The organism is Paenibacillus terrisolis (assembly GCF_056171975.1).
Genome location: NZ_JBKFGG010000032.1, coordinates 1 through 12,213, shown reverse-complemented (window position 1 = coordinate 12,213; position 12,213 = coordinate 1). Strand labels below are relative to the sequence as shown.

Sequence of the window (12,213 nt, the reverse complement as noted above, 5' to 3'; positions counted from 1 at the left end):
CTTCATTTACCCCCAGACTCGCGGGCGATATCATCCAGACGATCGAACGGAATCGGCCCATTATGCAGCTGCACATGCTCAGGTTTGCTTTGATGTAAAATTTCGTACATGCTTTTTTTGCCGTACATGCTTGATGTATGCAGATAAATTTCCCGCGCGTACAGTCCCTCCTGCACCATGGCCAGAACCATGTCGGTGCCGGTCTTTTCCCCAGGGCCCATATCGTAATCAAGCGATAATATATCGACCTCCGCCAAGCGGAGCATCTCCAAACATTCGTCAACGGTTCGCGCCAGTGCAAAACCTAGCGGACACCTGCGAAAATCGTCCATATATACATGAATCAATGTCGTTCTTCCTTTCCCGCGGTATTTCAGCACATGGCTTACACCCACCGCCTCACTCGCTCCATATCCTCTCTATAGGTTCCGTCTTCACCGGGTTCGCTTTCAAAAATAAGCGGCGTCCTCGCGACTTGCTCCAGATTAAGCAGACGGCGAAAACCGGGTTCCCCGATATGCCCCTGTCCGACACGGGCATGGCGATCCTTGCGCGAACGGACCGGGTATTTCGAATCGTTCAGATGGATCGCGGCAAGCGCCTGCCAGTATCCCAGCTCCTGCGCCTTGGCCGCAAACTCCGCATCCCGCTCCCCAAGCCACATCCCCGCCGCAAAAGCGTGACATGTGTCAAGGCAGAACCCGACCTGCTCCGGCGATGAACAAAGCTTGCGGATTTGCACCAATTCCTCCAGGGTCATTCCCATATCACCGTGATCTCCGGCTTGGTTTTCGATCAGCAGCTTGGCCGCTCCATTCCATCCGGATAGCACGTTATTTATACATTGTATTATATTTTGATATCCTTGTAAGGGGTTTCCTGCCTTAAATGTGCCAAAATGAACAACAATACCCAGCGAACCGCAAGCTTCGGCGATTTCCAGATCATTCCTTAAGGAAGCTACGGTTCGAGCATATTGCACCGCCTCCGAATTCCGGTCGACCGCCAGGTTGCTGGGATACGGCGAGTGGGCGACCGAAACAAGCCCATGCTGCGAGCAAAAACTCCGGCACAGCTCTGCGTCCCTCGGATCAAACGATTTCACGGCCAGGCTGCGGGGATTTTTCGGAAAATATTGATAAGCCCCTGCGCCAAGCTGCAGCGCGGTCTTAGCCGTTTCGTAATAGCCCTTGCGGATGCTTAGATGGCCTCCGATTTTGAGCTCAGCGGTCATGCTGACATCCAGGGCTGTAGAACACTTTGCGCCCGCCCAGCTCCGCTTTGACGATCGTGTCGCCGCAGCGCGGGCATGTCTCTCCTCCCCGATCATAAACCCGGCACCAGTCGTTTGCGCCTCCGGTTAAGGTGTCGTCTTGCGTCAGCGGCATCTCCATGTACCCGCCCGCCTCGCGTGCTTCCGTCAGAACCCCACGGGCCGCATGGTACAAACGCGACAAATCCTCGTTGCTCATATTCTGAAGCTTGGCCGAGGGCAGAAGCTCCGCCGCAAAAGCAATTTCATCCGCGTAGCAGTTGCCGATCCCCGCGACGATCTCCTGATTGAGCAGCGCCGTCTTCAAATTGCCGCGCCGCTTGCGGAATAGACCGACAAACCGTTCCTCCGACATTCTGCGGTCAAGCAGCTCAGGTCCAAGATGAGCCAGCAGCTCTTCCGTTTCTTTGGCGGTGTGCAAATGCAGGTAACCCAGACGAAGCCCCATGAAAAATAAAATCTTATCGCCGCCGAACGTGATTTCGATTTGCGTCGTGCGGTCGGGACGGTCATTCGCGGAGCCAAGATAAAGCAAGCCGCCCAGCATCAGGTGCAGCAGCAGTCTTTTCCCGTTATCGAGATGAAACAAGAGATGCTTTCCTCTCCGCTCGATGAAAATGACTTGTCTGCCTTGCAACGCTTCGGTAAAGGCCTCGGAGGACATGTTGACCGATTTTTCCCGATTCACTTCGATATGGGTCATAGGGATGTCCAAAATTTGCTTGGATAGCTGGATCCGGTAGTTTTCCATTTCAGGCAATTCCGGCATGATTCATCTTCCCTTCTAAATAAGTACGTTTTAAAAACCAATATGGTAACAAATTAACCGCAAATCAGCATCCGGACCTCCTCCAGATCACGGCAGACGACATCGGGCTTCACCCCGGCCGAAACCAAATTGTCCGGCAAATTGTCTGCGGTGGTCACCCCCGTCAAAGCAAGAATTGTCCCGCAGCCGGCATTAGCTCCCGCCGCGATATCCGTGAACAGGTTATCCCCAATCATGGCAACCTCTTCATTTTGCAGCTTCAAGCGATCGATGGCGTATTTCATCAAAATACCGCCCGGTTTGCCCACCACAACGGGCTTCACGCCGGAAGCCGCCTGAATGCTTGCGGAAATCGTCCCCGCTCCCGGCACCAGTCCCTCCTGCGTCGGGAGCAGCAAATCGGGATTCGTCAGCACGTACTCGGCGCCGCCTCGAATCCAGTGAGTTGCCCGCTTTAAGGTCTCATATGTAAAAGAACGGTCGATGCCTTGTACCACCACGTCCGGCCGCTCCTCCGTGAGCGTCAGTCCGGCGTTCCTTACCGCTTCAAGCAACCCGCGTTCTCCGATCGCCGCAACCTTGCAACCCGGATTTTGCTCCGCGATATATTCGGCGGCGGCTTCCGCCGATGTGCAGACATCCGTTTCCGAGGCCGGAATATCCATAGCCCTTAGATGGGCCGCCACTTCCTCCGGCGTACGCGAAGCGTTGTTCGTGACGAACAGATACGGTATCGATTTGGCCTGAAGCCCGGCAATCAGCTTGGTCGCTCCAGGTATAATACGGGTTCCATGATATAAAGTTCCGTCCAGGTCTATTAAAAAGGCTTTCCAAGCCGTTTTCATCCGATTCATCCCTTTCTTATAAGGCCGTTCTTATTGTACATAGAAAAAGAAGGAGCCGGCAAATTTCCCGCCCCAGTCATGGGCATGATCCGTCAAACTCACGGTCAAAGCGCAGTAATCCCGTCGAAAGATCTCGAAGCATGGATGATTTAGGCTGTATCCCCATGGCAAACTTTGAATCGACCTGTCAATTCCTGCGCTTTCCCGGAAAATAATTATTCATTTCCGCTTCGATTTACGGGGAACAGCACATGCTCTCGGGCAAGCAACGCGTTCGGGAAAATGGCCCGTGCTTCCCGCTCCAGACGCTCAAGCTCATCTTCGGTTTTGTAACGGGAGCTGAAATGCGTCAAGTATAATTGTTTGGCGCCGGCCGCTTTCGCGGCTTCCGCAGCTTGACGGGCCGTGCTGTGATGATAAGCGTGCGCCGTGTCCGCCAGCTCGTGCAAAAACGTGGACTCGTGCACAAGCACGTCGGCTCCTTCGGCAAGCGGAACAACCGCTTCGCAAGGACGCGTATCCCCGAGAATCGTAACGATCCGTCCCGGCTTCGGTTTGCCGAGCACCTCGGATGCATGGAGCGTTTCCCCGCTTGGCGTCTGCACGCTTTCGCCCCGCTTTAATTTGCCGTACACCGGCCCCGGCGTAATTCCGTATCGTTTGAGCACGTCAGGATCCAGTTTACCCGGCAGATCCTTCTCCGTAATTCGGTAGCCATAACTCGAAATGCGATGCTCAAGCAGCGCCGCCTCAACGCGGAAGGTATCGTCCTCCCACAACAGGCCTCCGCTGTGCTCAACTACATCCAGCTTGTAATTGATCCGCGATTCGCTTAAATCCAGCGTTGTCGTAATGAACTTCTTCAATCCCGGAGGGCCGAATACCGTCAGCGGCGTGTCGCCGCCTTGGTAAGCGCGGCTGGAAAGAAGGCCGGGCAGACCAAAAAGATGGTCTCCATGCAAATGCGTAATGAATATATACTCCAGCTTGCTCAGCTTTAACGGGGAACGCAGGATTTGATGCTGGGTTCCCTCGCCGCAGTCGAACAGCCACATGGTGCGCCGTTCATCCAGCAGCCGCAGCGCAATGGAAGTGACGTTTCTTTCCAGCGACGGTACCCCGGCGTTGGTTCCCAAAAAATAAAGTTCCAAACTACTCCTCATCGCCTTTCTACGATAAACCCTCGTAATTTCGTAATTTCCGTATCTATCGTACCAAAACCCTCCGAATTTCGGAGGGCTTTCCATGACACATCGATCTTGTATGAATCAAGCTTTGTCTACGTTAAAATATTGCGCTTGCGGATGAGCGAACACCATCGCCGATACGGAAGCTTCCGGCTCCATCATGAAGCCTTCCGTCAGCGCGATGCCAATGTCCTCCGGTTTCATCAGCTCGAACAGCGGCTCCTGGTCCTCCAGATTCGGGCAGGCCGGATAACCGAACGATACCCGGATTCCCTGGTACCGGGCGCCGTGGCGTTGCTTCATCGTCATATCCTGCGGGTCGGGGAACCCCCAGGTATCCCGCATCATATGATGCACCCGCTCGGCCAGCGCTTCGGCCAGTTCCAGCGCTACCGACTGCAGTGCGTGAGAGCGCAGGTAATCGCCCTTCTTCTTCCACGTCTCGGAAAGCTCGCTGACGCCATGTCCCGCTGTAACTACCAGGAATCCGACGTAATCCATAATTCCGCTCTCCACCGGCTTAAGGAAGTCCGCCAGGCATAAATAAGGCTCGACTTTCTGTCTCGGGAAGCTGAACGTTTTAAGCACTTTCGAATGATCTTCCGGATCATAGATCAGAATGTCGTTGCCCGACGATTGGGCCGGGAAAAACCGATACATCGCCTGCGGCCGGACGATTCCGTCCGTGATCGTTTCCAGTAAGATCTGATCCACCGTTTCTTTCAATTGAACCGCTTTGGTATCCCCGTCCGCGATCAAATGCTCCACCGAGCCGCGGAGCCCCAGATGATGGCCAAGCAGCATCTGCATATTGATGTACGGCGTGATATGTCCAACCGGATAATCGCGGAGCACATGCCGTTCCAAATCCGGCGGAATATATACGGGAGCGTCCGCGGAAATCTTCGAGCGAACCGCCCGGGTCAATTCCGGCAAAGGTTCGGCTACCGCAATTTTAGCATCGGCTTCCTGCTCCGCTTCCATCTCCAGCCGCATTTTCTCGCGGCTTTCCGGGTTCATCAGCTTGTTGGCCAAATCAAGGCCGTCCATCGCATCCTTGGCGTAAACGACCATTCCGTTGTACTCCGGCCGGATCCGCGTTTTCGTAAATTTGCGCGTCAGTGCGGCGCCGCCGACCATAATCGGCACCTCGATGCCGGCGTTGCGCAAATCCTGCGCGGTTGTCACCATCTGCTGCGCCGATTTAACCAGCAGTCCTGAGAGGCCGATCGCATCGGCCTTTTCTTCGCGGTAAGCCTCAATAATGCGCTCCGGTGGTACTTTTATGCCCAAATTCACGATCTGGTAACCGTTGTTGGACAGAATGATCTCCACCAGGTTTTTGCCGATATCGTGCACATCGCCCTTTACGGTGGCGAGCAGAATTTTCCCTTTGACCGACGATTCGTTTTTCTCCATAAACGGCTCCAGATAGGCCACCGAGGCTTTCATGACTTCGGCGCTTTGCAGCACTTCGGCAACGATCAGCTCGTTGTTGTTGAACAGCCTGCCGACTTCCTCCATGCCTTTCATCAGCGGGCCATTGATAATCTCCAACGCACTGTAGCGCCCGAGCGCCTCATCCAAATCGGGATATAAACCCTCCTTCGATCCTTCAACGACATAGGAAGCCAATCGCTCTTCAAGCGTAAGATGAACGACTTTAGCCTGCTTCTCTACCTTCTTATTGCGGAAGGCAGCGACAAAAGCGGCGAGCGTCTCGTCGTTCGTATGATAAATAAGCTGCTCGGCCAGCCTCCGTTCCTCCTCCGGAATCGATGCGTACCGTTCCACTTTTTCCGTGTTGACGATGGCGTAATCCAATCCGGCCTTGGTGCACTCATATAAAAAGACCGAATTCAGCACCTCGCGGCCCGCTTCCGGAAGGCCAAACGAAACGTTGCTGATTCCCAGCACCGTATGGCAGGCCGGCAATGCTTCCTTGATCAGCCGGATGCCTTCGATCGTTTCCTTCGCCGAACCGATGTACTGTTCGTCCCCCGTCCCGACGGGGAAAACAAGCGGATCGAAAATCAGGTCCTCCGCGCTCAGTCCGTATTTGTTTACCAGCAAGTCATGCGAACGCTTGGCGACTTCAAGCTTGTCTTCACGCGTAATGGCCTGCCCGCGCTCGTCGATTGTTCCCACAACAACTGCGGCTCCATATTTATGGATAATCGGAGTAACGTTTTCGAACTTCTCTTCTCCGTCTTCAAGGTTAATGGAGTTAATGATCGATTTCCCTTGGCAAAACTTCAAGGCCAGATCGAGCACCTTCGAATCGGTTGTGTCGATCATCAGCGGAACCTTGACTTTCTTGACCACCAGCCCAAGGAACTGTTCCATGTCCAGCGTCTCGTCGCGATCCGGATCCTGAACGCAGACATCGATCACCTGAGCGCCGCTCTTCACTTGAGCGCGTGCGATTTCCGAAGCCTCTTCGTATTTGCCTTCGACGATCAGGCGTTTGAATTTCCTCGAACCCAGAACATTTGTTCTCTCCCCAATCATATAAGGCCGATTCGCCGATTCGATATACACCGGCTCGATCCCGGACAATGCGGGAGGGTGCTCTCCCCCCAGCTTGCGCGGGGAATAAGCGTTTAATTTCTCGGCCAGCGCCGCGATATGCGCCGGTGTCGTTCCGCAGCAGCCGCCGGCGATATTCAGCCAGCCCTGCTCTGCGAAGCCCGACATTTTCTGGGCCAGCGACTCTGGCGATTCATGATATTTGCCGTTTTCGTCCGGCAATCCCGCATTCGGGTAGCAACTAACGCCCGCCCTCGCGATATCGGACAATGTCCGGATATGATCGCGCATGAACTCCGGCCCGGTAGCACAGTTAAGTCCGACCGAAATCGGCTTCAAATGCTCCAGCGAGATGTAAAAAGCTTCGATATTCTGGCCGGCAAGCGTGGTGCCCATCGGCTCAATCGTCCCGGAGATCATCAGCGGAAGCGTAGCCCCGAGCTTCTCAAAAGCGCGGGTAATCCCGATGCTGCCCGCCTTCACATTCAGCGTATCCTGCGAGGTTTCCAAAAGCAGCGCGTCCACTCCCGCTTCAATCAGCGCCGCGGCCTGCTCTTCATAGCTGCCCGTCAACTCGTCAAAGGTCACGCCGCCCGTGACGGACAATGTTTTGGTCGTCGGCCCGATGGCTCCGATCACATACCTTGGTTTTTCCGGGGTGCTGAATTTGTCCGCTGCGGCGATGGCAAGGCGTGCCGCAGCCAGATTGATTTCCCGCGCCTTGTCTTGTATATCGTATTCGGCCAGGACGACCGAAGTGGCTCCGAACGTGTTGGTTTCGATCAGGTCGGCTCCCGCCTCCAAATATTTTTCATGAATCCCTTGGATGACATCAGGACGGGTAAGCACGAGCATTTCATTGCAGCCGTCCAGTTCTTCACCGCCAAAATCTGCCGGAGTCAGGTCCTCCTGCTGGATCATGGTTCCCATCGCTCCATCAAGGATCAATATTCGTTCTTTCATTCTAGAGTCCAAGCTTGGTTTACTCATGATCTATCCCTCCCGCGAAACGTTATGTTTTAGTTTATCAGAATGGACCGTATTAGAAAAGAGGATGTAAAAAATCTCATAGGATTAAAACCAGGTAAACCCATTAGCTAAATAAGAAAAACAAATCCGGACATTCATGTTTGGATTGCTAAGAATAGTTCGGCAATCGGCAAATTCAGTTTAATCATTTGATGTTTATGCAAAAAGCCGCTTTGCTCCCTGATCGGAAGTGCAAAGCAGCTTTTTAATGTCGACCCATGTGTTATTTGACCGTGAATTCAGCGGACGGCATGGAATGCTGATCCCGGGCGGTTACGTGAGAAATGACCTGATAGCTTCCCGGCTCCTGAAACGCGTGCTCAAGCACATAGGCGCCTTCACCTGCGCCTTTCACGGTGGTCTGGCTGTGCTTGGCTTCCGAATCGGCCGTGTTCCAAAATTCGAAGGTGACCTCTTTCGCATCATCAACGGCTTTGCCCTGGTACGTTACGATAGCCTCAAACTTCACCTTTTGGCCGGTTTGAATCTCCACAGGCGTAACCTGAAGCCGAACCTCAATCGGCTCAAGTGCCGCATCCGTGCTTTGGACGGCCGAACGATTTGGACCGCAGCTTCCAAGCACCCCGAGCAGCAGCAAAAAAACGGCGATCCGCCCGATTTTTCTCATCGTCATCGTCATGCTGCTCCTCTCTTATTCGAATGTAGTAGAAAACCGCTTACAATGGCGACAACTGCCGATTCTTCCAGAACATCTCACTCTCTTGCCTACGCCAAATCCGCGATAATGCCGTGAAGCTCGGACAAGTGTTTGATCTCGTAATCCGGGACGATGTCGCCGTTTCTTATTCTCCCGGTGCGGTTGATCCAGACCGAATTCATCCCAACCCCCAGCGCCCCGATGATGTCGGTGGTCAGCTTGTCTCCGACCATCAGTCCTTCCTCCGGCTGAATCTCCAGGCGTTCCAAAGCATAACGGAAAATGGACGGGTCGGGTTTGCCTTTGCCAAAGGTACCGGAAATGACGATTTCATCGAAATAGGATGCAAGCTCGGGAACGCCATCGATCTTCTCCTGCTGCAGCGCCGGACAGCCGTTCGTCAGCAGCAACAGCTTAACGCTGCCTTTAAGCTCGTTCAACACCCGAAACGTTTCTTCATATACATGGGGACGAAGACGGCGCTCTTTGGCGAACAATTCCGCCAGTTCAAAAGCCAGTTCCTCGTCTTCTATGCCTACAGCGTGAAGCCCGCGGCGCCAGGACTCTTTGCGGTACACGGGAGCCAACTGCTCGAGTTGACGAAATTCCGGCTGTTCTCCGGCCGAGAAATTTGCCCATAGCCCCTCAAATGGGTTAATGCCGATCATGGTCGTAAACGGATACGTTTCATAGGATTCGTACAGTCCTCTCGCTTCCCGTCGAACCGCCTCTTCCAAGCGGAGCGGATCGATTCCCCCTGCTTCCTGCGCTTTCAAACAAGTGGCTTCAAAGGCCTCCCTAACACTTCGGTCATCCCATAACAGTGTATCGTCGAGATCAAAACAAACCGCTTTAATCGTCATTCGTTCACAGCCCTCTCTCCATAACCTTGGGTTGTTTATTTTTTAGGTGCTATTCTTTTTCGATCGTTACATGATGAGTTTTGGCAAACAGTTCAAGCCGTGTAGTCATGGCTTCCGTATCAAACCGGTTTCGCGTACGGTAGAACACCCAGTTCGTATCTTTGCCTTTTGGCGTAATCACGATTTTGCTGCGGGAGATTTTGATTTTACCGATGTTGCCGGCCTCCAGCAGCTTGTCGCGATTGAATTTCGTCGTATACAGCCAGTTCTTATTCACGCGGAGATAAGGTCTCCGGATAAAGATGGCCGCCCCCAAAATAAGATAAAGCACGATCGTCAGCCAATAAATCGCACCGTTCAATTCAGCGGCGCTGCCGATCATGCCAACCACCGCGTAAAGTAGAGCCAGAACAAAAAGAGCAGCCGGCAGAATGATATTGCGCCCCTTAAATACGTCTCCGTCTCCATTGGCACCCAGAGAAGTTTTAGGGTTTCGGTTCCCTCGCCCCCGTCCAGCCGCGGGACCTTTCCCTTTCTTGTTCATTCTGAGCTGCTGGCGCTCCACCTTTCTGTCAAACGAAGCCATGAATGTTCCTCCCCTATTTATCTACAATCTCGATTGACTCGAGCTGCTGACGAAAATTTCTTCTCACATTTTGCAGGTAGGTTTCGCGAAGCTGCGCTCTCTCCAGCATCTCATCCTGCGTGAGTCCTTCCGCTTTTTGTTTGCGGGCTAATTCATTAATTCTTTGAACCAATGCATCGATGTCCATAAATTCCTCCTGATCCCTTCGTAATCGCATTAATTTCTACTTTGACATGAGAAAAAGAGCTTGTCAAGGCGACCAGCATCCCGTTACAAATCCCAATGAATCAACGCGGAATGTGGCTTCCAAAACAAGCCCGTTTTATTATGTAAATTGAACCAAAGATTGAATACGTATAACGACAGCCGTGTGAAATATTCTTAGTTATAAGCGCAACTGATCTAAATTGCCCTATTTATTTATCAGGGAGCAATAACACCTCTCCGGCTCGAATTGAGCTGGACGCCAACTCGTTAAGCCGTTTTATTTCCTTAATATATCCACGAATATCTTCGCCGGAAGACTTGTGCTCGGAAGCGATCCCCCATAGTGTATCTCCAGGCATAACAACAACACGGGGCAATTCGGAAGTGCTGCCATTCTCGGAAGAAGAAGCGAAAGCCGTAACAATCCCAGAAAAAGTAATAACCAAAATCATAAGCAAAACAACAACTCCATACTTTCTCTTGGCAAACCCGAACATATGTAGACTTCTCTCGTTGGAACGCCGAAAAGAAGGTTGGTTATAAATGCTTTGATATGAACTGTATTTTAACATTATAACATCACTCCAAACAAATGTTCTTATTGATGAATTCAATATAACACGAACGTTTGTTTGATTCAATAGTTTTTTCGAACAATTGTTCCTCTTTTTTTGCTGTTTCTCATATAATTAGAACTAATGTTTGTACGAACGGCAGTTCTGTGTTATAATTTTTCCAAACGTTACTAAATGGGGTTGATCCGTTATGTCAAAAGTATCCAGTCGGCAGCAAGCCATTCTAGAATTTATACGCAACGAAGTCCGCATGAAAGGATATCCCCCTTCCGTCCGGGAGATCGGAGAAGCCGTCGGACTTGCTTCCAGCTCTACGGTTCACGGTCATCTGGACCGCTTGGAGAAGAAAGGCCTGATTCGCCGCGACCCGACCAAGCCGCGTGCCATCGAGCTTCTCGGCCAGGAAGAATCCGAGAATTTCAGCCTATTCGCGCATAGCGTCGCCCGCGTGCCGGTCGTTGGCAAGGTAACCGCCGGCGTCCCGATTACGGCGACCGAGAATATCGAAGACTATTTTCCACTTCCGCAGCATTATGCCGGGGACGGCGAGATTTTCATGTTGTCGGTCATTGGGGACAGTATGATCGAAGCCGGTATACATAGCGGTGATTATGTCATCGTCAGACAACAGCAAACCGCCAACAACGGGGATATCGTTGTAGCGATGACCGAAGATGACGAAGCAACCGTCAAGACATTTTATAAGGAAAAGGATCACATCCGTCTCCAACCGGAAAATCCAACCATGGAGCCGCTGCGGCTCAAACATGTCAGCATTCTCGGCAAAGTGATCGGCCTGTTCCGCGATTTGCACTAATTCGATGCGTTCGATGTAATAAAGGCATCCCATATGGGATGCCTTTTTCATGTTATTCCCGCTCTATATCAAGGCTTGGTTTTGCCGTACCGTAACCCGCCTTGATTTTTTTATCCTCTTCCGGCGTGCCCAACCCCAAGCCCGGACGTTCCGTAAGCCACCAGCGCTTGAGTCGGTTCTGCCGACGCTGATACCTTTTCAATTGACGAATCATCCTTTTGAGCCTCCCTTGAAATCAACCCGTTTATCGGCATCGCTCGTTGTACCTAATCCTAGCATAACCAATTCCGCGAAAAATTGCATATGTTCTTACTTCCAATATATGCTTACCCCATTCTCGATTCCATTTAACATGAAAAAAACCGGTGTTCGGAGCAAATCTCCGCAAACGCCGGGGTTTGGTGTCAGTCCCTCCCTTGTCTCAATTTGCATCACAATTTTAAAGCCGTTACGACCGCCCCTGACAACGGCGGCGCAGGTTGGTTATGAGAGTTCGACTCGTCTATTTGGACTTTCACCTCTAAAGGATGCCGATTCATTTGCTTAAGGCAAATAAATGAAAATCATAACCCCCGCCATCAAACGGGCGGTTTGCGCTAAGCTATATGACTATACTGCCGGCTGGCGTCTATAGGCGCCAGCTTTTGCCTCGTTCAAGCTACCATGCCATTAGTGACGGAGGGGGGAATATCCCTGGTCGAACTCAACTTTATTGGCGCTCGATGAACCGGAGAACTCCCGTCTGGAGCTCGAAGTCAACTTATTTACGATTCATCTACGGCAATGGACCAGATGAACCCGACAAGCTCGCGTCCGACCGCTGCCATCGCGACATTCCGGTGTTTTCCTCGTCGGACCAGTTTCAGATACTTCCG

13 protein-coding genes are annotated in these 12,213 nt (G+C 52.2%); 1 reads left to right on the top strand and 12 read right to left on the bottom strand.

Going from position 1 to position 12,213, the window contains the following annotated elements; all coding sequences use genetic code 11:
• Window positions 1-2: 2 nt before the first annotated feature.
• From ACI48K_RS20715 to ACI48K_RS20665, 11 genes are all read right to left on the bottom strand, one after another.
• Window positions 3-344, bottom strand: a complete 342-nt coding sequence (locus tag ACI48K_RS20715) for a cyclic-phosphate processing receiver domain-containing protein (RefSeq protein WP_475029599.1) — start codon at window positions 342-344, stop codon at window positions 3-5.
• A gap of 41 nt (window positions 345-385) precedes the next feature.
• Complete coding sequence (locus ACI48K_RS20710; protein WP_475029538.1) at window positions 386-1,234, bottom strand: deoxyribonuclease IV; 849 nt, start codon at window positions 1,232-1,234, stop codon at window positions 386-388.
• Window positions 1,224-2,042 carry an Fpg/Nei family DNA glycosylase gene (locus tag ACI48K_RS20705; protein WP_475029537.1) on the bottom strand — a complete coding sequence of 273 codons (819 nt, stop codon included), beginning with the start codon at window positions 2,040-2,042 and terminating at the stop codon, window positions 1,224-1,226. The genes ACI48K_RS20710 and ACI48K_RS20705 overlap by 11 nt, the downstream gene beginning before the upstream one ends.
• A 53-nt stretch (window positions 2,043-2,095) precedes the next feature.
• A complete protein-coding gene (locus tag ACI48K_RS20700; protein WP_475029536.1) occupies window positions 2,096-2,887 on the bottom strand; it encodes a TIGR01457 family HAD-type hydrolase in 792 nt (263 codons plus the stop codon).
• Between the two features lie 215 nt (window positions 2,888-3,102).
• Window positions 3,103-4,038, bottom strand: coding sequence for a ribonuclease Z (rnz, locus tag ACI48K_RS20695; RefSeq protein ID WP_475029535.1), 936 nt, complete (start codon window positions 4,036-4,038; stop codon window positions 3,103-3,105).
• A gap of 117 nt (window positions 4,039-4,155) precedes the next feature.
• The gene (gene metH, locus ACI48K_RS20690) at window positions 4,156-7,593 is read right to left on the bottom strand and encodes a methionine synthase (protein WP_475029534.1); all 3,438 of its coding nucleotides are present in this window, start codon (window positions 7,591-7,593) and stop codon (window positions 4,156-4,158) included.
• A 262-nt stretch (window positions 7,594-7,855) separates the two neighbouring features.
• Window positions 7,856-8,266: a FixH family protein gene (locus tag ACI48K_RS20685; protein ID WP_475029533.1), complete on the bottom strand. Its 411-nt coding sequence runs from the start codon at window positions 8,264-8,266 to the stop codon at window positions 7,856-7,858.
• A 92-nt stretch (window positions 8,267-8,358) separates the two neighbouring features.
• Window positions 8,359-9,153, bottom strand: coding sequence for an HAD family hydrolase (locus tag ACI48K_RS20680; protein ID WP_475029532.1), 795 nt, complete (start codon window positions 9,151-9,153; stop codon window positions 8,359-8,361).
• Window positions 9,154-9,202: 49 nt separating this feature from the next.
• Entirely contained in the window at window positions 9,203-9,739 is a 537-nt protein-coding gene (locus tag ACI48K_RS20675) for a hypothetical protein (RefSeq protein WP_475029531.1), read from the bottom strand.
• A gap of 13 nt (window positions 9,740-9,752) precedes the next feature.
• Window positions 9,753-9,926, bottom strand: a complete 174-nt coding sequence (locus ACI48K_RS20670; protein WP_475029530.1) for a DUF896 domain-containing protein — start codon at window positions 9,924-9,926, stop codon at window positions 9,753-9,755.
• Between the two features lie 229 nt (window positions 9,927-10,155).
• Window positions 10,156-10,518 (bottom strand): LysM peptidoglycan-binding domain-containing protein, encoded by a 363-nt coding sequence (locus tag ACI48K_RS20665; protein ID WP_475029529.1) that lies wholly within the window; start codon window positions 10,516-10,518, stop codon window positions 10,156-10,158.
• Window positions 10,519-10,711: 193 nt separating this feature from the next.
• On the opposite strand from ACI48K_RS20665, the gene lexA reads away from it, so the two are divergent.
• On the top strand, window positions 10,712-11,338 hold the full coding sequence (gene lexA, locus ACI48K_RS20660; protein ID WP_475029528.1) for a transcriptional repressor LexA: 627 nt from the start codon (window positions 10,712-10,714) through the stop codon (window positions 11,336-11,338).
• Between the two features lie 52 nt (window positions 11,339-11,390).
• Here the strand turns inward: lexA and ACI48K_RS20655 are convergent, their stop codons facing one another.
• The gene (locus tag ACI48K_RS20655) at window positions 11,391-11,552 is read right to left on the bottom strand and encodes a hypothetical protein (protein ID WP_475029527.1); all 162 of its coding nucleotides are present in this window, start codon (window positions 11,550-11,552) and stop codon (window positions 11,391-11,393) included.
• Window positions 11,553-12,213: the final 661 nt, after the last annotated feature.

Coding starts and splice junctions, on each gene's coding strand:
- ACI48K_RS20675 (WP_475029531.1), bottom strand. CDS start 9,739: ATGGCTTCGTTTGACAGAAAGGTGGAGCGCCAGCAGCTCAGAATGAAC.
- ACI48K_RS20705 (WP_475029537.1), bottom strand. CDS start 2,042: ATGCCGGAATTGCCTGAAATGGAAAACTACCGGATCCAGCTATCCAAG.
- ACI48K_RS20665 (WP_475029529.1), bottom strand. CDS start 10,518: ATGTTAAAATACAGTTCATATCAAAGCATTTATAACCAACCTTCTTTT.
- lexA (WP_475029528.1), top strand. CDS start 10,712: ATGTCAAAAGTATCCAGTCGGCAGCAAGCCATTCTAGAATTTATACGC.
- ACI48K_RS20685 (WP_475029533.1), bottom strand. CDS start 8,266: ATGACGATGAGAAAAATCGGGCGGATCGCCGTTTTTTTGCTGCTGCTC.
- ACI48K_RS20710 (WP_475029538.1), bottom strand. CDS start 1,234: ATGACCGCTGAGCTCAAAATCGGAGGCCATCTAAGCATCCGCAAGGGC.
- metH (WP_475029534.1), bottom strand. CDS start 7,593: ATGAGTAAACCAAGCTTGGACTCTAGAATGAAAGAACGAATATTGATC.
- ACI48K_RS20680 (WP_475029532.1), bottom strand. CDS start 9,153: ATGACGATTAAAGCGGTTTGTTTTGATCTCGACGATACACTGTTATGG.
- ACI48K_RS20670 (WP_475029530.1), bottom strand. CDS start 9,926: ATGGACATCGATGCATTGGTTCAAAGAATTAATGAATTAGCCCGCAAA.
- ACI48K_RS20655 (WP_475029527.1), bottom strand. CDS start 11,552: ATGATTCGTCAATTGAAAAGGTATCAGCGTCGGCAGAACCGACTCAAG.
- ACI48K_RS20700 (WP_475029536.1), bottom strand. CDS start 2,887: ATGAAAACGGCTTGGAAAGCCTTTTTAATAGACCTGGACGGAACTTTA.